This window comes from Acetobacter pasteurianus subsp. pasteurianus LMG 1262 = NBRC 106471 (assembly GCF_000285275.1).
Lineage (GTDB): Bacteria > Pseudomonadota > Alphaproteobacteria > Acetobacterales > Acetobacteraceae > Acetobacter > Acetobacter pasteurianus.
The window spans coordinates 121,878-140,022 of the sequence record NZ_CADO01000139.1; the positions used below are offsets into that span (position 1 = coordinate 121,878).

At 55.2% G+C, this 18,145-nt stretch carries 17 protein-coding genes, 1 tRNA gene and 1 pseudogene; 4 read left to right on the forward strand and 15 right to left on the reverse strand.

Annotation, left to right across the window (positions count from 1 at the left end):
* Positions 1–22: 22 nt before the first annotated feature.
* Both APA10_RS12495 and APA10_RS12500 read right to left on the reverse strand, forming a co-directional pair.
* A complete protein-coding gene (locus APA10_RS12495) occupies positions 23–922 on the reverse strand; it encodes a delta(1)-pyrroline-2-carboxylate reductase family protein (protein ID WP_003628294.1) in 900 nt (299 codons plus the stop codon).
* Between the two features lie 160 nt (positions 923–1,082).
* The gene (locus APA10_RS12500) at positions 1,083–2,501 is read right to left on the reverse strand and encodes a coniferyl aldehyde dehydrogenase (RefSeq protein WP_003628293.1); all 1,419 of its coding nucleotides are present in this window, start codon (positions 2,499–2,501) and stop codon (positions 1,083–1,085) included.
* 88 nt (positions 2,502–2,589) lie between these two features.
* Here APA10_RS12500 and APA10_RS12505 point away from each other — a divergent pair, with 88 nt between their 5' ends.
* Together APA10_RS12505 and APA10_RS12510 are read left to right on the forward strand one after the other, a co-directional pair.
* Positions 2,590–3,216, forward strand: a complete 627-nt coding sequence (locus APA10_RS12505) for a TetR/AcrR family transcriptional regulator (protein ID WP_003628292.1) — start codon at positions 2,590–2,592, stop codon at positions 3,214–3,216.
* A 190-nt stretch (positions 3,217–3,406) separates the two neighbouring features.
* Entirely contained in the window at positions 3,407–3,946 is a 540-nt protein-coding gene (locus APA10_RS12510) for a cupin domain-containing protein (RefSeq protein ID WP_003628291.1), read from the forward strand.
* A 378-nt stretch (positions 3,947–4,324) separates the two neighbouring features.
* Here APA10_RS12510 and APA10_RS15470 read toward each other — a convergent pair whose 3' ends face one another.
* The 5 genes and pseudogenes from APA10_RS15470 to APA10_RS12530 form a co-directional block, all read right to left on the reverse strand.
* Complete coding sequence (locus APA10_RS15470; protein ID WP_231111129.1) at positions 4,325–4,573, reverse strand: hypothetical protein; 249 nt, start codon at positions 4,571–4,573, stop codon at positions 4,325–4,327.
* Positions 4,574–4,616: 43 nt separating this feature from the next.
* Positions 4,617–4,976, reverse strand: a pseudogene (locus APA10_RS15615) (glycoside hydrolase family protein); the annotation flags it as partial.
* Between the two features lie 72 nt (positions 4,977–5,048).
* Positions 5,049–5,390 (reverse strand): hypothetical protein, encoded by a 342-nt coding sequence (locus APA10_RS12520; protein WP_035365476.1) that lies wholly within the window; start codon positions 5,388–5,390, stop codon positions 5,049–5,051.
* A gap of 13 nt (positions 5,391–5,403) precedes the next feature.
* Positions 5,404–6,366, reverse strand: a complete 963-nt coding sequence (locus APA10_RS12525; protein WP_003628288.1) for an RNase A-like domain-containing protein — start codon at positions 6,364–6,366, stop codon at positions 5,404–5,406.
* 303 nt (positions 6,367–6,669) lie between these two features.
* Positions 6,670–6,755: transfer RNA gene (locus APA10_RS12530), tRNA-Tyr, on the reverse strand.
* Positions 6,756–6,940: 185 nt separating this feature from the next.
* Here APA10_RS12530 and panB point away from each other — a divergent pair.
* Complete coding sequence (gene panB / locus APA10_RS12535) at positions 6,941–7,759, forward strand: 3-methyl-2-oxobutanoate hydroxymethyltransferase (RefSeq protein WP_035365454.1); 819 nt, start codon at positions 6,941–6,943, stop codon at positions 7,757–7,759.
* Positions 7,760–7,818: 59 nt separating this feature from the next.
* Here the strand turns inward: panB and APA10_RS12540 are convergent, their stop codons facing one another.
* Positions 7,819–8,910, reverse strand: a complete 1,092-nt coding sequence (locus APA10_RS12540) for an NADH:flavin oxidoreductase/NADH oxidase (protein ID WP_003628286.1) — start codon at positions 8,908–8,910, stop codon at positions 7,819–7,821.
* Positions 8,911–9,006: 96 nt separating this feature from the next.
* On the opposite strand from APA10_RS12540, the gene APA10_RS12545 reads away from it, so the two are divergent.
* A complete protein-coding gene (locus tag APA10_RS12545; RefSeq protein WP_003628285.1) occupies positions 9,007–9,339 on the forward strand; it encodes an ArsR/SmtB family transcription factor in 333 nt (110 codons plus the stop codon).
* A 15-nt stretch (positions 9,340–9,354) separates the two neighbouring features.
* Here the strand turns inward: APA10_RS12545 and APA10_RS12550 are convergent, their stop codons facing one another.
* The 7 genes from APA10_RS12550 to argH all read right to left on the reverse strand — a co-directional run bounded on the left by APA10_RS12550 (position 9,355) and on the right by argH (position 18,129).
* Positions 9,355–10,338 carry a zinc-dependent alcohol dehydrogenase family protein gene (locus APA10_RS12550; protein ID WP_003628284.1) on the reverse strand — a complete coding sequence of 328 codons (984 nt, stop codon included), beginning with the start codon at positions 10,336–10,338 and terminating at the stop codon, positions 9,355–9,357.
* A gap of 112 nt (positions 10,339–10,450) precedes the next feature.
* Positions 10,451–11,185 (reverse strand): trypsin-like serine peptidase, encoded by a 735-nt coding sequence (locus APA10_RS12555; protein WP_174714315.1) that lies wholly within the window; start codon positions 11,183–11,185, stop codon positions 10,451–10,453.
* A 16-nt stretch (positions 11,186–11,201) separates the two neighbouring features.
* Entirely contained in the window at positions 11,202–12,188 is a 987-nt protein-coding gene (gene galE / locus APA10_RS12560) for a UDP-glucose 4-epimerase GalE (RefSeq protein ID WP_003628282.1), read from the reverse strand.
* A 91-nt stretch (positions 12,189–12,279) separates the two neighbouring features.
* Positions 12,280–15,081: a DUF4175 domain-containing protein gene (locus APA10_RS12565; RefSeq protein ID WP_003628281.1), complete on the reverse strand. Its 2,802-nt coding sequence runs from the start codon at positions 15,079–15,081 to the stop codon at positions 12,280–12,282.
* On the reverse strand, positions 15,078–16,421 hold the full coding sequence (lysA, locus tag APA10_RS12570) for a diaminopimelate decarboxylase (RefSeq protein WP_003628280.1): 1,344 nt from the start codon (positions 16,419–16,421) through the stop codon (positions 15,078–15,080). Before lysA ends, APA10_RS12565 begins: the two co-directional genes overlap by 4 nt.
* 111 nt (positions 16,422–16,532) lie before the next feature.
* Entirely contained in the window at positions 16,533–16,676 is a 144-nt protein-coding gene (locus APA10_RS15215) for a hypothetical protein (protein ID WP_003628279.1), read from the reverse strand.
* Between the two features lie 4 nt (positions 16,677–16,680).
* A complete protein-coding gene (gene argH, locus APA10_RS12575; RefSeq protein WP_003628278.1) occupies positions 16,681–18,129 on the reverse strand; it encodes an argininosuccinate lyase in 1,449 nt (482 codons plus the stop codon).
* Positions 18,130–18,145 lie beyond the last annotated feature (16 nt).

Genomic DNA, 18,145 nt, shown 5'->3' on the forward strand with positions numbered 1-18,145 from the left:
AAGATATATGAGACACAGGCAGTTATGGCAGCATGGTGCGTGCAACGCGGCAGGCGGCCAGATCCCACACTGCGCACCCAACGGATTTAAAGAACACCGGGCGCGTTGAGTCTGCGGGTGTCTCCAGCGCTTCTGCCAGAGCGTGCACAGTGCTCCAGTTTACACCTGCTTGCAGAATATCACCGGCTTCGGTTGGGGCGCCAATCGGGTCATCTACATAAAGCTGGCTGGCCTGTACAATCTGTGGTGCAATTTCTGCCATATCGGGGCGGTAAGCGCCTACACCAATAACAAGGCAGTGCGGGTCGGCTTTGCCATCATAAATGGGCGTAGTGCTGGCTGTGGTGGTGATAACAACGTTAAACGGTATTTCTTTGAGGGCTTCTGGGCGCAGTGTCAGAAGGTTTGTTGCATGCTGCTTACAAAAATGTTCCGCCCGTTCTGGGCTACGGCCACGGATTGCAACCTCAATGCCCGGATATAGGGCTGAGAGCGCCTCTACATGGGCAATGGCTTGGGTGCCTGTGCCAACAATCAACACCCTTTTTACAGCGCCACGGGCAAATGTGCGCATACCCAGCATGCTCATGGCGGATGTGCGGCGCATTGTTACGGTGGGACCATCAAGATTGAAAAGGAAGCGCCCATTATGCGCATCGGCGCATGTAATCATGCCCTGTATGGTGGGAAGATGCTGCACGGCATTTTTGCCAAAAATTGTGAGTATCTTTGTGGCAATCAAATCTTCCGCCACGGTTGGCATGCACATCAGCGTGCCATTGCCATCCTGCGTGGGAACAACCGTGCGCGGCGGGCATGTAATGCCACCATTTGCGTAATCACGCACCGTGCGGGCCAGCATGTTCACCAATGCAGGAAATGGTAAAAGTGCCTGCGTTTCTGGCGCACCGTAATATTGCATGTAAGGCGTGTTCCATGGTTCAGTTTAGTGGGCGTGGCGCTTATTGCACTGCGAAGTACAATAAGCGTCAAGGGCTGGAACCGCCGATTTTTATTGTGGTGTAAGGCAAACACTTTAGAAAATTGCTGAATAATGCCCGGTCTTGTTGTGCGTGGCATTCTTATCGCAAAAGCAGATTGGTGATGGTATCAGTCAGTTTGTTGAATGGAGGCTGAAGCAGCGTTGCGGCATTAAAGCGCCCCTGTTTGTAAATGCCGCGGGCATGTGTAAGGGCCATAAAGCCTTCTTTTCCGTGATAGGCTCCAATGCCACTTTCTCCCACACCGCCAAATGGCAGGGCATCTTGCACGTAATGCAGCAATGTGCCGTTTATGGTCACATTTCCTGAAACCGTGCGTTGCAGAAGCCTGTTTTGTTCAGCGTGTTTTTCTCCGAAGTAATACAAAGCCAAAGGTCTGGGGCGTGCATTGATAAAAGCAATGGCTTCATCAAGATTTTTGTAGGTCAGCACAGGTAACACGGGTCCGAAAATTTCTTCCTGCATGACCGCCATTTCAGGTTTAGCGTTGAGTATCAGAACAGGCGCAAGCACATGGTCGGTTGCGGAATCGCTTCCCATTCGGATAACCCGCGCGCCTTGTTCTTCCGCATCACGGATCAGACCGCTGAGCCGTGTATAATGATGCTGGTTAAGGATGGCTGTATAATCGGGAGATCCCACATAACTGCCGGGATGCAGCTTTTTCACGGCTGCCTGATAGGCTTCGGCAAAAGCCTGCTGTTGGCTTTCATGCACCAGCACATAATCTGGAGCGATGCAGGTTTGCCCAGCATTGGTGAGTTTGCCAAATGCCACGCGGCCTGCCACCCGCTGCATGGAAAAACCGGGCTCGATCACGACGGGAGATTTGCCGCCGAGTTCAAGGGTGACGGGAGTGAGATTACGCGCTGCGGCTTCAGCCACTTTTTTTCCAACTGCCGTGCTGCCGGTGAACAGGATATGATCAAAGGGCAGGGCCGAGAACGCGGCACCCACTTCGCCATCTCCCGTCACAACAGATACCTGATCAGGCGGAAAGACAGCCTGCACGATCTCGCCAATCACTGCCGATGTAGCCGGTGTGAATTCCGATGGTTTCAGCATGGCGCGGTTGCCCGCCGCAATGGCTGTAGCCAGTGGCGTAAGAGCGAGGGAAACCGGGTAGTTCCACGGTGCGATAATGCCTACAACCCCGATAGGTTGGCGCATCACCCATGCCTTTCCGCACTGGAAATAGGCCGCTATATGCCGACATTCCGGCTTCATCCAGTGCCCGACATGCCGGATCATATAATTGATCGACTGCACAAGCGGGATGAGTTCCACAATGGCGCTTTCCCGTTCCGAGCGCTGGCCAAAATCGGTTTTCAGAGCACGCACGATGTCAATGCGTCGCTTGAGGATTTCAGCTTTAAGGCGGCGCAGATCAGCACGCCGCTGTTTTAAACTGGGCGGCCCGGCGCGTAGGAACGTGGCGCGTTGGTGATCGAGAATGTCACGCAGATTGGCAGAAGTAACATCAGGCATTGTGCGCTCCATGTTTACAGGAGAAACTTATACAGGCAGGGTATGAGCCATAATACTTTGGTGTCAATGAAAGTTTCTTCTGTAAACATGAGCCTCACGAATGAGTGAAACTACAAACCGCCCTTATCATCATGGTGATTTACGCCATGCCCTGATCGACACAGCACTTGCCATGCTGGCAGCAGACCAGAACTGGACCTTCACTTTGCGGGAAGTGGCACGGCGCACGGGTGTTAGCCACGCGGCCCCTTACAAGCATTTCCGGGATAAGGAGGCGCTTTTGCGTGAACTGGCACGCATCGGCTTTGTTCAGCTTGGGCAGAGCATGGCGCAGGCCATGTCAGCAGATACGTTTTCTGTAAGAGAGAAATTCGTTGCCGCTGCACAGGCTTGTATTGATTTTGCCATCCATAACCCCGGTCTTTACCGCCTGATGTTCAGTTCCGATGCGGATAAAACGATAGATTCCCAATTGCATGATGCCGCTATGAACACCTTCGGGCTTCTTCTGCGGCTTTTGGAAGAGGGACAGCGGGATGGCAGTTTCCGACCCATTGCCATGAGTGCGCAGGCAGCAGCAAGTTGGGCACAGGTGCATGGTCTGGCCATGCTGGCAATCAATCATCAATTACTTGAGGAAAAGGTGGGGGTAGCCCCAATTCCTGCCGCGCTGGAGGTGTTGCTGGATGGTATGTGCTGCGGAGTAAGTAACCAGCAGAAGCCATAGTCCCCTTACGCCGTTTTTATGAGTCCGCATCGTTACATGCTGCAAGTTTCCAAAAATTTGCAGTCTGCATCGTGATATTTGCTTTAGAAACCAGTAGGGTTGTCTTGCCTTGCTCGGAATCTTGCGTGTTGTATTGAAAGAAACTTATGGGCGGATAAGGTGTTTATACAATCACAGGCAAAGGAAGGGTATGGTGCAGCGCATAATTGCCGGAGTGGTGCTTATTGGCCTTCTGTCTTTGAGTGCCAATATTGTGTGTGCTCAGGATACTGGCCAGAATCAGCCAGAAAAACCGCCCACCACCTATTACTGGCACAACTGGGCGGATCATAATGGTGTAAGCCATATGACGAAGTGCCCACTTCATCATTACAGCCTCAAGACAATGAACAAGCCTGCGGCTCCTCAGTGGTCAGACGTGCTTTCCAAAGGAGAGGTGCAAATTATTTCAACAGTGCAGCCGGACCATTGGAACGGCGCATGGCATACCGATCCTAAGGTGCAGTGGATTATTCCACTGAAAGGCACATGGTTTGTTCAGGCAATGGATGGCACACGTGTTGAAATGGGGCCCGGAGATATATCTTTAGGCGAAGATCAAAGAACACTTCCTGATGCGCAGGGGCATAAAGGACACTTGGGCGGGAATGTAACGTCTGGCCCGGTAACGCTGATGGTAATTCAATTGGCAGAAGCGCCTACAGTGGATGAGGCATGTCGCTTCAAATAAAACATCACGGCGTATAGAACACATTTTGGATTTGCGACGTCCGCTGATGGAGGCATGGGCTGCGGAGTGTCGTGAATGATCGTCAGCACCATTCAGTATATCGTTTTTGCGGTGTTACTGGTGTTATCGGTGTTACCGCACATTAAGACCTGCCGAGTGTTATGTTTCCGACTGGATCGCCCGGCGCAAAGATCGTCACTTGCGATGATGCCGTTTCGGTTCGCACGATAGGAGGGTGATACCATCTGTGGCTTCAAAATCGTCCGGATGCGCCGTGAGAGGCATGGACACGACATCGTCGCTCCGATGGTCGGCATAGACGAACGTCAAATAGTAAGACTGAGCCTTGGTCCAGGGATCGCCATTAAACATCTTGTCCTATTCCAGCAGGTCGCGCCGCAGTGCCGATCCGCCGCCACTGCGGGTCCAGACCGCCGACACGCAGGTCGAAACACGCTCGACGCGCACGATCAACCGCCCATTGAGAAACGCTTTTCCATCAAGCTCCTCGTTGAACATCGTGTTGCCGTTGTAAGACTGCTCCTCCAAAGATTCCGGTTTGGCACCCGCGTGTGCGGTGCCGCCGATACAGATGGCACAAATCAGGCTCAGGAGAGCACGGATCATCAATATCGTCCTTCCAGCAGAAGCATGGCCTCTCGTCGTACCGTCTCCGGACCAAGCCACGCAAGACCTTGCCTTTCGAACGCACCTGCTCCTCGATTATTCTGGCGGCCTTGCGTTTGTTGCCGCTGTTGATAGCAGCACGGATACCCTGCCAACATCTTCCCGGATTATAGACGAACGAGACGAGGGCGTTGAACTCATTTTGTGTCAGGTAGACATGGATGCCCCGACGAACGATCGCCTCATAGCTCGGAAGATTGACCTGTAGAAGACGACTTTGCTGATCGTTCGTCAGAGTGACGAGATTTCTGTTATCCTGGACGAACTTCCCAGCCGCTTCACTGCTGCAGCGAGCATGTAATAATCCAAGAAAAAGTACGAGATAAGCGGCATACTTTCTCATGTAAGACTAAATGGAACTGTGTCTTGAACTTCAAGAGTTCAAACGTCCACTATGGTGGCGAACGACCCGCCCCTACATACTCGGGTCAATCTCTCTTCCCATCTGCACCTCAGGATCGTTTTCAAAGGCATGCAGAACGGCTGACCAGAATGCCCGTAGGGTGGGAAAGCTGCCCCAGTTGGGTGGTTCTTCAACATCCGCCGTTGGGTCTATGCCGAGCACAACCCAACTGACGCGCTCAATATCTTCGTCACTATAGGTCAGGAAATTCCTTAATTCGTTGACTGTCTGCTGTTTGAACGGCAGATCACGAGTTTGTGGTGCATCCTGAACAACTTCACGTAACGTATCACCGAAGATATCGGCGTCTTCACCGAATGGGCCGCCACCAAGACTTTTTATACGCGGGAACATGTCAAGAATATCATCATTGGTACAGTTTAACAGTTTGGACATAATATATCATCCCATTGTATTCTTTTTTGACAATTGTAACTTGAATGCGTCGCGCAGCCTTACGTTGCCGATTGGCATTCTCGATTACGACAGCTCCCTTTCCCGAGGAATACCCTTCGACATAGACTGTGCTTCCATTTGCGGCGTTTTTGAGCCAGGTATCAATTTTAGAGGCGTTATCCCTGAGCACTTTGTGAATAGCACGTTCGGCCTCTTCCTTCGAAGTAAAGAATGAAACGACAGGGCGTTTTTCCTTCGTAAACCGGCGTTCGATATATTCCTCGGTTGGATCGACGTGCTTCAGCAAGACATGCCCTTCTGCCTTGCGATTATGTGGGGGTGCCTCATGGCGGTTGAGATTGAGCCGCTTCTGTCGATGGGGTGAGAGAAGGTTCTGGTTGGTGGGTAGTCTTGGCGGTTGAGGAGACGGCGAAGGCCGGTGGAAGTGCTCCGGGGCGATATCGGCATGCCGGAAGGTTAGTCGGCTTACGTCCGCTGAAGCCACGCGAATGGCCCGAGTGGCTGCGAAAGACTCTGCTGCATGCAGTAGGCCGCCCGGGATCAGGGCGTCCGCAGCCGCACCTGCCAGATTGGCAACAGCGGGGGGCGCATGCGCCTTCAGGGCCGCGGCGCGGACCGCACGTTCGGTCCGGGTTTGCGGTGGCGTGGCGGTGTTCCATGCACGCTGTCCGGCGGTCATCATGTCAACGCCGTGGGCTGCGAGCGCAATGCCACCTAATTTGCTAAGCAACGGTTCAGGGGCGGCCAGCAGGCTCGTGGCCCCGGCCATTTCCGCGGCCCCGAAGCCGATCGAGGCCAGACCTTCGGCCCGGTTGATGGTTTGCTGGCTCGGCAGGTAACGTCTGACGATGCTGACGAGCTGATGTTCGCTCATGACAAAAGTCAGGGCGGGATGCTGGTTGGTATTTGGCATGGCGTGTGCTGAAAGGAAGACACAAAAAAAACCCGCCGGTGAGGGCGGGCTTTACGTGTCGCATGGGTTATCCCAACTGTGCTGTAATGGCTATCAAGGAAATCACCGTTACGTGCCAGCAGGAAGATGCTGACAAGGGCAAGATGTTTGTCATTATCCGCAGTGTATTTAATAATTATATTTCTCTCATGCAACAAATAAAATACTGATTTTGTAAGTGTCTATGGTGATTGTTTTAAGAAGGGGAACGCTCAACAAGCGACCGCTATACTTCTTGTTTCTATTGAATATTTTTAAGGAAAATGGTGGAGGGAGTTGGATTCGAACCAACGTAGGCGTACGCCAGCGGATTTACAGTCCGCCCCCTTTAGCCACTCGGGCATCCCTCCGATTTGTTGAGCCGTGATCTAAAGGGTTGGAGAAGTGTTGTCAATGCTTTGAAGGACATTCTTTTTCTTTTTATGGTTTTGCTCTGTTTCAGGCCGTGGCAGGGCTTGACAGCCGAAGGGGATAGAGGAAAGCTGCCCCCACTTTTTGATCCACGATCCTGAACTGAAACAAGGAGAGAATACGCGTGAGCAGACCTCAAACAGTCAAGCGGCACACACCGCGATCTTTGGCGGCGCTGGATGCTCCCATCGTGTCTCTTACCGCTTATACGGCCCCCATGGCCCGCTTGCTGGATGCACACTGTGATCTGCTGCTGGTGGGGGATTCTGTGGGCATGGTGGTGTACGGCATGGAGTCTACCTTGGCCGTTACGCCGGAAATGATGATAGCGCATGGTCAGGCTGTTGTGCGTGGCAGCCAGCGGGCCTGTGTGGCGGTGGACATGCCTTTTGGCAGTTATCAGGAAAGCCCGCAGCAGGCGTTCCGGGTGGCGGCGCAGATTATGGCGCAAACTGGCGCCGGGTGCGTAAAGCTGGAAGGTGGGCAGGAAATGGCCGAGACTATTCAGTTTTTGGTGCAGCGCGGTATTCCGGTTGTGGGGCATATCGGGCTAAAACCGCAGGCCGTGCATGCGCATGGTGGCTTCCGCACCGTTGGCCGTGGGGATGAAGCCGAACAGATTTTGGCGGATGCGCGTGCCGTGCAAAACGCAGGTGCGTGGGCGGTGGTGATTGAAAGCACAATGGAGCCACTTTCCCGCAAGATTAGCGAGATATTGCATATCCCCACCATTGGCATTGGGGCTTCTCCCGCATGTGGCGGGCAGGTGTTGGTAACCGAAGATATGCTGGGGTTGTTCCCGGACTTCACGCCCAGGTTTGTGAGAAAATTTGCTGATCTGGGCAAGGAAGTTGAGCAGGCAGCTGCTGCATATGCGCAGGCCGTGCGCAACCGCAGCTTTCCCGGACCGGCTGAATGTGTGGGAATGCCAGAGAAAAAATAAGTTTCTCACCGTGTTCCGGGCATCTGAGGGAGAGCCCGGAACACGTGAGTAATCTTGCGTTACTGATAACGCGCCAGCCACCACCCGTAAGAAGGTGGCAGAACTTTTCCCGCATCTTTCACGTGCAAAGTGCGTGCGGCTTCATACGGCCAGTGTGGGTTGGCAAGGAAAGGGCGGCCCAGCGTTGCCAGATCCAGCGCACCTGTGCGGATCAGCGCATCAGCCTGTCGACCTTCGCTAATGTACCATGAAGTTGTAACAGGCAGCGCAGCTTCCTGTTTTACGCGCTGGGCATACGGGGCCATAAACCCGGCACCCCATGGAATATTGGCGGTGGGGGTGGAAAACCCGATGCTGACATCCAGAAAATCCAGCCCCACATCTTTCATTTTCTGAACAAGGGCAATGGATTCCGCTAGTGTCTGTTCATCCTGCCCGTCAAATTCAATAACGCCAAAGCGGGCAGAAAGAGGCAGGTTTTCAGGCCATACGGCACGCACGGCTTCCAGCGTTTCCAGCAAAAAGCGGCCACGGTTTTCAGCAGATCCACCATACTGATCCGTGCGTTTGTTGGAATGGGTGGACCAGAAACTTTGTGCCAGATAACCGTGGGCAAAATGCAGCATCAGCCATTTAAAACCGGCATCTCGGGCACGTTCTGCGGCACGCACAAAATCGGCTTTTACACGGGCAATGTCATCCAATGTCATTTCCGTGGGCACGCGGGGCAGGTTAGCCCCAAATGCTACGGGAGAGGGCGCAATGGGTTGCCATCCTGCCGGGTCTGATTCCGGAATATGGTCATCACCTTCCCACGGCACGTGTGCGCTGGCTTTGCGGCCTGCATGGGCAAGCTGGATGCCGGGCACTGCGCCTGCTTTGCTTATAGCCGCTGTAATGGGGGCAAAGGCAGCAGCCTGCTCATCATTCCATAAACCAAGGCAGCCGGGGGTAATGCGCCCTTCGGGGGAAACGGCTGTGGCTTCCACCACAACAAGCGCTGCACCGCCACGGGCCAGTGTGGGGTAATGCACGCTGTGCCAATCATTCGGCACGCCTTCTTGCGCTGTGTATTGGCACATGGGGCCAACCACAATACGGTTGCGTAAGGTAATATCTTTAAGGGTATAAGTATCAAACAGTGTCGGCATGCGTAGTCTCCGTTACGGATCAGGTCTGCACGACCATTAGTTCGACTATAATCGAACTAATCCTGTAGGCAAGAGTTAAGGGCTCAAGCGCAACCCATGAAGCAGTATGATCATCCTGCCCCCGAGGAGTTTCAACTAGCGGGTATTCTGCACGCGCTGGCAGACCCTTTTCGGCTTTCTGTTGTGCAAAAGCTGATGCAGAAGCAGCCTCAGGCCTGTGCGCCATTGCAGGATGGGCGGCCCAAATCTTCCATCTCGCACCATTTTGCGGTGCTGCGTAAATCTGGTGTGTTGCGCACGGAAGTTGTGGGCGTGACACATATGAACAGCCTGCGTTTGCAGGATATGGAAGCGCGCTTTCCCGGCCTGCTGGCAGCTATTCTGGCCGCTGCGGAGCAGGGGGAAATGTCTGCTCCGCAGCCGGCCTGATATATTGATCTGGGCTTAAGGCACCAGCACGGCAGCACCATCAAACCGCCCATGCCGCAAATCATCCAGCGCCTTGTTAGCGTCCTTTAGGGCATATGTGGTTGTGGTGGTGTGGATGCCAATTTTGGGCGCGATGGACAGAAAATCCAATCCATCCTGACGGGTGAGATTGGCAACGGAAACAATTTCACGTTCTTCCCACAAGATATCGTAAGAAAAAGCAGGAATTTCGCTCATATGGATACCTGCGCACACCACGCGCCCGCCTTTACGCAGGGTTTTTAAGGCTGCCGGCACCAAGGCGCCTACAGGTGCAAAAATAATGGTGGCATCCAGTTGTTCTGGCGGCAGTTCGTCAGAACCTCCAGCCCATGTAGCCCCTAACTCACGCGCAAAAGCTTGGGTTTTTGCATCACCGGGGCGGGTAAAAGCGTAAACCTGCTTTTTCTGCCAGACCAGAACCTGCGCAATAATATGGGCCGCAGCACCAAAGCCATATAGCCCCACTTTTTGCGCGTTTCCGGTTTTTACCAAGGAACGCCAGCCAATAAGCCCGGCACACAAGAGCGGCGCTACTTCTACGTCTGATCCTTCTTCCCCTAGAGGGAAGGCAAAGCGGGCATCTGCCACAGCCATTGTGGCGTAGCCGCCATCTCGTGTGTAACCGGTAAATACGGGATGGTCACACAGGTTTTCATGATGATCGCTGCAATAAAAGCAGTGCCCGCATGTGTGCTCAAGCCACGGAATACCTACGCGCTGCCCAACAGACAAGGAGGTAACGCCAGAGCCAATTTGGTCAATCCGCCCGACAATTTCGTGGCCGGGAATAATGGGCAGCTTGGGGTGTGTAAGGTCTCCATCCACCACGTGCAAATCTGTGCGGCATACACCGCAGGCCAGCACTTTTACCCGAATTTCACCGGGGCCGGGCACCGGGTCTGGCACTTCCTCCCATTGCAGGGGTGTTTTGGGCTGGTGCAGACGCATGGCAAACATGGAGGTTTCCTTTCTGCGGTATCAAACCTTGGTATTTCTACCAGAACGAAGCCTACCCTGCGCAGGGGAATATGGGCTGTCTTTGATCTGTCGCAGTTTAAGGGCGTGTTTTTTAGTTCTGGCTTAAAAGGGGCACGGCGCGGCCACCAGGGCCATTGGTGAATGCCTGAACCTGCACACCAATAACATGCCATCCAACCTGATCATGAAACAGTAAAGGCGCGCCGCTGCTGCCATGTGTGCCAGCGCAATTATGCACGAGCATGGGGTTTCCGCCACCATCTTGGGTAATGCTTAAAAAATGGCAGTTCTGATCAGCCGTGATGATATCTGGCTGATTTTGCTCATACCCGCCCAATACAACAGGCATTCCGGGTGTAAGGGCCTGTTGGGGCGTATTAATATGAAAAACCTCATTCGGTTTGGCGATGGCATGGTCCAGAATAAGCGTGGCATGGTCTAACCCGCCGCTATTGCTTTCTTGATCCGTTCTGTAACCGGGGGGAATAATAATTTGCACGGCACGGGCATGGGCCATGTAATGGTCCCCCGTATAGGCGCGTAAAAAATGCACGCTTTCAGGCTGCACAAACCCGCGCACATGGCTCAGCCACAGGCAGTGCCCGGCCGTTTCCACCACGTTGGGCGCAATCAGAAAACCGGTGCACCGGCTACCCAGTTCTGTTTGCACGCGCCCCACTGCAGACCAAGGTGGCTGCGTGGCATCCACTCTTTGGCGTGGGTCATGTAGCCCTACACCAGCCAGATGCGTGCGATAAGCTGGGCCTTCAGCCAAGGCTGCATGACCTGTAAAGGTGGCCTGCATGACAGAGGCAAATGCCACCATGCAGGAAAAAAGAAGGTTACGCGCCATAGCCCTGTGGGTGGTTTTTGCGCCAGTTGAAGGCTGTTTCCACAATCCGATCAATATCCGTAAACTCTGGTGCCCAACCGGTTGCTTCCATCAGGCGGGCAGGGCTGGCAACCAGGCTGGCCGGATCACCCGCACGGCGTGGGCCTGCCTGCCAGGGCACTTCCAGATTGCTTACGCGGCCAACGGCATCAATAATTTCACGGTTAGAATTGCCGCGCCCTGTGCCAACGTTAAACACCACGCTTTTATCATTCAGCAAAGGCAATACGGCCAGATGGGCACGTGCCAGATCTGTAACATGCACATAATCACGGATACAGGTGCCATCTGGCGTGGGGTAATCTTCACCAAACAGGGTAAGGGCAGGGCGGCGTTTCAGGGCGGCATCAATGACCAGCGGGATTAGATGCGTTTCGGGGCGGTGATCTTCCCCCGCACGGCCAGCAGGATCAGCCCCGGCAGCGTTGAAGTAGCGCAGGCACGCACTTTTCAGACCATGAATTTTGTCGGCCCAGTACAGGGCGCGTTCCACCATATATTTGCTCTCACCGTAAGGGGAGCCGGGGTTGATGGGGGCGTCCTCGTTAATCGGGCCTTCTCCGGCGGAACCAAACAGATTGGCGGTGGAGGAAAACACAAAGCGTTTTACACCGTGGCGCACACAGGCATCAATCAGGCCAAAACCGTAACCTGCATTGGCTGTCATGTACATCATGGGGTTCTGCATGCTTTCTCCCACCAAGGAGAGCGCTGCAAAATGCAAAATGCCATCCCACGGGCCGGAGGAAAGAACTTTATCCAGACAGGCAATGTCTGAAATATCACCTTGCATAAAAGTGGCCTGATCCGGCACGGCAGCGCGGTGGCCAGTGCGCAGGTTGTCCAGCACAACAACGTCGTGCCCATCATCTAGCAGGGCAAGAACAACGTGGCTGCCAACATACCCAGCGCCACCGGTTACCAAAAAACGTGCCATACTCTCTTTTTGCTCCGTGCAATGTAATTCAAAGTCTTACCCGGTATTCTTGCAGATAAGTTGGGTAGAATGAGTGTGCCTGATTTATGTTTCAGAATGGTTTGAGCAAACGGTCAAGGTAATCCAGTTCCTGCTGCGGGCGGGTACGGTCTGAATCTCGCCGCCTCAGTTCCTGCTCAATTTCTCTGGCGCGCTGGCGGGCCACGTTATCTGGAATGTGGGTGGAATCATCTTCGGTCTGATCCTTGCCTTCACCCAGCTTGCGGCCCAGCGGATCGCGCTTGCCGCCCTGTTGGTCTTCTTCCTCCTGATTTTCTGAGGAATCAGACGGTGTGCCAGAACCATTCTGTCCATCGGATGCACTGCCAGAACCAGAAGATCCATCAGACGGGCTGCCAAGAGCAGGCAAAAAGCTGGGAATGCTGTTTTTGCCATTGCCCTTAACCGCATCCTGCATTTGCTGGCGGGTTTTGCGCAGGGCTTCCAATGCTTTTTCTTCCGCATTGGCGGCAGCGGCATCATCCCCATCGGCCAGTGCCTTGCGGGCATCCTCCATGCTTTTGCGGGCTTCATCAAAAGCGCTGGGGATTTTGCCTGTAAGATCCTTGAATTCGTCTTTCAGCTCATCCAGCGCGTGTTCCAGTGCATGCTGCGTGGCACGTTCATTGCGGCGGGCCGCTGCCTGTGCCTCTGCTTGGGCAGGGTCGGGCATGGCTGGTGGTGTTTCGGGCTGCGCAGGCGGAGGGGGTGGCGCAGATGGTGCGTTTTCCGAACCCGGCGGCATGGGCAGGCCTAAACGGCGCAACAGTTCGGATGTTGGCATGTTGGCGTAATCGGCCTCATCATCACCATCGTCTGCCAGATCACTCTGCTTTTGGGCCTGCGCTTTCAGGTTTTCATCAAGGCGAGATTGCGCATGATCCAACAGGGCGGTTTGTTTGCTGGCCAGATCATGCAGGGCGGCTGCCTGTTCACGCATTTTCTGCTGCGCCATCATCTGCTGGGCAAGGTTTGCCATATCCTGCGGCGTTGCGTTGCGCATGCGCTCGGTAGCGTTTTCCATATCCTGCAAACGCTTGAGCGCTTCATCCGCATGGCCATTGGAGGCATCGGATTGCAACTGGCGCATCAGGCGGGAAAAAGCCTGATTACCCGCGCTGGTAAAGCCCGGAAGGTCAGGAATAACCGTATGATCTTTCATGGCCTGATTGGCTAACGCCTGCATTTTGCGGCTGATGGCACTTTGCAGGGTTTTTAGCCTGTCTTCCAGTTCCTGCTGGGCCTGTTGCCCTTGCTGTCCATCCTGATGCATGTGCTGGAGCTGCTGTGCCACGGCGGCTTGGGCCGCACGCACATCGATAGATGCCTGAGCACTGGCATCATCTCCGTTGCGGCGGTCTTCTATATCCAGCGCCAGATCCCACAGCAGGTTTGTGGCGCCCGTGCGGGCCGTGGCGGTATCTGTCAGACTGTCATCCAGCATGGCCACCACGCTGCTGAGTGCGAGCAACATGCCGGTATGTTCACGCACAGGGCCGGGGGCATCGGCCAGTGCTTCCAGATCCGATGCCGCATCCTGCCGGCTTTCCTGCCCCAGAGCGAAGCGTTTGCGTACATCCAGCAAAGCACGGGCAATAGGGGAATGAAAGGTGCGTGCGCCCATGCGGAATGTGGCAGAAGCGCTTTTGCCTTCATGCCCACTGACAGAGGTTGCGACCACGCGGCCGATTACGGTTTCACCCGCCCACGGATCTTCCGACAGATCCGGGCTGATAGCGCCTTTTACAGATTTGGGATGCCCAACAAGTGGCAGGGGAATGGTAAGCACACGTTCCGGCCCATGTTTGGCATGTGCCAGATGCAGTTCCACCTTAAGGGACGCCAAACCATAGGCATGGCTGGCCTCATACGGCAGAAGTGTGCGCCATTCTTCCTTGCGGGGAGAACCGGGGTTAGGCCCCCATTTCACGCTAGGGTCTGCATCCGGCAGAACGGTGACGGGCCATTGCGCCAATGTGCGGCCACGGCCTGTAAGACGTACGGTGCCAGAATGCTCCAACACCACATCCAGCTTCCAACTATGGGCATCCAGCTTATGGCGTGTGGCATCATGCAGCACCATGTCACCCTGTTCCCGCAAGGTGGGGTGGGAGGCCATGCCTGTAACAATAGCGGTAAGGTGCGCCCCTTGCGGCGTTTGGGGCGGTGTTTTGAGATTACCCAGAAAAACCGGAGCATCCGGCGCATAAGCTGGTGGGGTTATCCATGCCTCTACGCGTGGGAAGGGCACATCAGGATCATCCCGCCCCGGAATAAATCCGGCAAGAATACGCCCCGGCGCGGAGGAACCCGCAAGCCCGGCTGTGCCAGCAAGGGCTGCAACCAATACCCAAGCGCTCATCTGCCGCACGCGGCCTTGGGGCCAAAGGCGTGGCCAACCTGCCCGCAACGCGCCGAGTGATGCCAGAATGCGCTGTTGATGCGCTTGCCATAAGGTGCTGGAACTTTGCGAGGCTGTGCCTGCAGGGTGGTCCGTGAGCGTAGCAAGGGGGCGATTGTGAAGGCCCGATGCCTGTTCAATCCGCCGGTCAACCTCGCTGGAGGTAGGGAGCGCAAGGTTTTCAATATCCTTGTGCAGCCGCCAGCCACATAAGCTCAGCCAACTTGCCACCAGCAGCAACCGTACACCATCTGGCAGGTGCTGAGGAATGCGCAGCAAAGATGCCGCGCAGTAAATGCCCAGCAGGGCAAGAGCAGGCTGTAGCGCAGGCCACAGCCTTTCTATCCGCAAAACAATGGCGGCGTGGCGGCGTGCGGTGGCAAGGCGCTCCGCCAGCGCTCCATCCTCAGCGGTGGAGGCGGTCAGGGATTGGTGCAGACCGCCTTGGTTCATGTGGCTTTGGCAAGGTGGGAGGGCACAGTTTCATCCTGCCACAGTTCTTCAACACTCTGCCTTTGGCGTATCACCTGCCACTGGCCATCTTCAACCAGAACTTCTGCGGCAAGCGGGCGGCTGTTGTAAGTGGAGCTCATAACCGCACCATACGCGCCTGTATCCAGCAGGGCTATACGTGCATTGCGTGCCAGTGGAGGCAAAAGCCTGTCCCGCGCAAAGGTATCTCCACTTTCGCACACAGGGCCAACCACATGGGCCAGAGAAACAGGCTGGCTAAACGCCTGCGGTGCCAGCGGCAGAATGCCATGCCACGCATCATACATGCTGGGGCGCAAAAGTTCGTTCATGGCGGCATCCAGCACAAGGAAGGGTACATCCATGCCCTGTTCCTTACGCAGGATCACGCTGCTTAGCAGCACACCTGCCGGGCCAATGGGCCAGCGCCCTGGTTCAATAGCTAGTTTTACGCCCAGATCACCCAGTTCTGCCTTAATGGCGCCCGCAAGGGCTTCGGGCTGACCTTCCGTTTCATTGCGGTAGCAAATGCCAAGGCCGCCGCCACAATCCACAACGCTTACGGCATTGCCTGCGGCGCGCACGGTACGCACCAGTTCCGCCACACGGGCATAGGCCGCACGATAAGGGGTTGTGGTTAAAATCTGGCTGCCAATATGGGTGGCAAACCCAACAGGGCGCACACCGGGAAGGGTGAACGCAAGGGCATACAGTGCTGCAGCATCCTGAAACGGAATACCAAATTTGTTGGCGGCCAACCCGGTTGTAATTTTAGCGTGGGTTTTGGCATCCACATCCGGGTTTACGCGCAGCGTAATAGTGGCCTGCTTGCCCAGCTTGGTGGAAAGTGCTGAAATAGCTTCCAGCTCTTCAGCACTTTCCACGTTAATCTGGCCAATGCCGTAGCTGATGGCCTGTTCCAGTTCGGCATCTGTTTTGCCAACGCCGGAAAACACAATGCGATCTGCCGGAATGCCCGCCTTTAAGGCGCGCGCCAGTTCACCACCGCTAACAATATCCGCCCCAAACCCTTCCTGACCGATCAGGGTAAGAATGGCCAGATGGTCATTGGCTTTCACGGCATAGTGGATGGAAACATCCAGCCCGGCATTTCTCATGGCGGTGTGCATGCGCCGCATACGTGCGCGCAGCGTGCCAGCCCCCAATACCCAACAGGGTGTGCCAACAGAATCAGCTATGGCGTTCAGGGCCACGCCTTCCAGCATCAGCCCACAGGTGGGGTCAACCGTAAGCTGTGGGTGCGTTTGTAACAGTTCTGCCAGTGTTGGGTCGGCATCGGTATAAACAGGTGTTTCGGCCATGAGGCGTAAAGGCCCTGATTGCAAAAAAGGAGCAGGAGACCACGCCAAGAAAAACTCGGCATGGCTGGTTACGGAGTGCGGTCTTAAACCAATATGGTGTGCATCTTGGCCTTATTCATTCGGCGGATACATGCGCGGATAGGTAATTTTATTTTGCGGGCCCGGCTGGTGCGGCGTGCCCTTTTTGCCGCAGGCTGCCAGCGGCAGAAACAGGATGGTAGCCAGCGCAAGGCCAAAAATCAGGCGGTAATTCATGGTTTTACTGCCCCGCTGCGGTAGGTTCTGCACCCAGAGCTTTCAGCCAACGCTGGGCCTGCGCACTGACATTGCCCGGTGCGGTGCCGCCTTCGCTGGTGCGTGAGGCAATGGAAGCATCTACGCTGAGAACCGAATAGATATCATCCGTAATGCCGGGTTCTTCTGCCTGCATTTCCTGCAATGTCAGATCTGCCAGACCCACGCCTTTTTCCTCGGCTTTAGCAACCAGACGACCAGTGACGTGGTGCGCGGTGCGGAAGGGCACTTTCAGCACCCGTACCAGCCAGTCCGCAATATCTGTGGCGGTGGAATAACCGGAGCCTGCCAGCGCACGCATCTGGGTGGTGTTGGCTGTCATATCCCGCACCATGCCATCACACGCAGCAAGGGAGAGAGCAGCAGCATCCGTGGCTTCAAACACGGGTTCCTTATCTTCCTGCATATCCTTGGCGTAGGCCAGTGGCAGGCCTTTCATCACCGTTAGCAGGCTAACAAGGCTGCCGGTAATGCGGCCAGTTTTGGCGCGCACCAGTTCTGCCGCATCCGGGTTTCGCTTTTGCGGCATGATGGAAGAGCCGGTGGTGAACGCATCTGAAAGGCGGATGAAGGAGAAAGGTGAGGAGCACCAGATGACTATTTCTTCCGCCATGCGGGAAAGGTGCATGGCCATGATGGACAGCGCAGAAAGATATTCCAGCGCAAAATCACGGTCGGATACAGAATCCAGAGAGTTAGCTGTGGGGCGGTCAAAATGCAGCAGCTCGGCGGTCATCTTCCGGTCAATGGGGAAGGATGTGCCTGCCAGCGCGGCAGAACCCAGCGGGCATTCGTTCAGGCGCTTGCGTGTATCTGCCAGACGGCCCCGATCGCGCGCCAGCATTTCCACATACGCCATCAGGTGGTGGCCGAATGTTACGGGCTGTGCGGTTTGCAGGTGGGTAAAGCCCGGCATGGGGGTGGCAGCGTGTTCCTCTGCCCGGCGGGCGAGGGAGCGCATAAGGGCAGCAACCTGCTGGTCCAGCCCATCAATGGCATCACGCACCCACAGGCGAAAATCTGTTGCAACCTGATCATTGCGGGAGCGGGCGGTGTGCAGGCGCTTTCCGGCTTCACCAATCCGGTCAGACAGCCGGGCTTCGATATTCATGTGAATATCTTCCAGCGCTTCGGAAAAGGGGAAGTTGCCAGCCGCAATTTCCTGCCCGATTTCTGTCAGCCCCTTACGGATGGTGGCTTCATCATTCTTGGAGATAATGCCCACATGCGCCAGCATGGCGGCATGGGCGAGGGAGCCAGCAATATCCTGCTTCCACATCACCTTATCAAAGCCGATGGAGGCATTGATGGCCTGCATGATCTCAGAAGGGCCACCGGCAAACCGCCCGCCCCACTGGACATTGGCGTTTTTCTGGTTTTCCGTTTCCGTGCTGTTCTGGCTGTTCAGAGACATTTTAGGCCCTAATTCC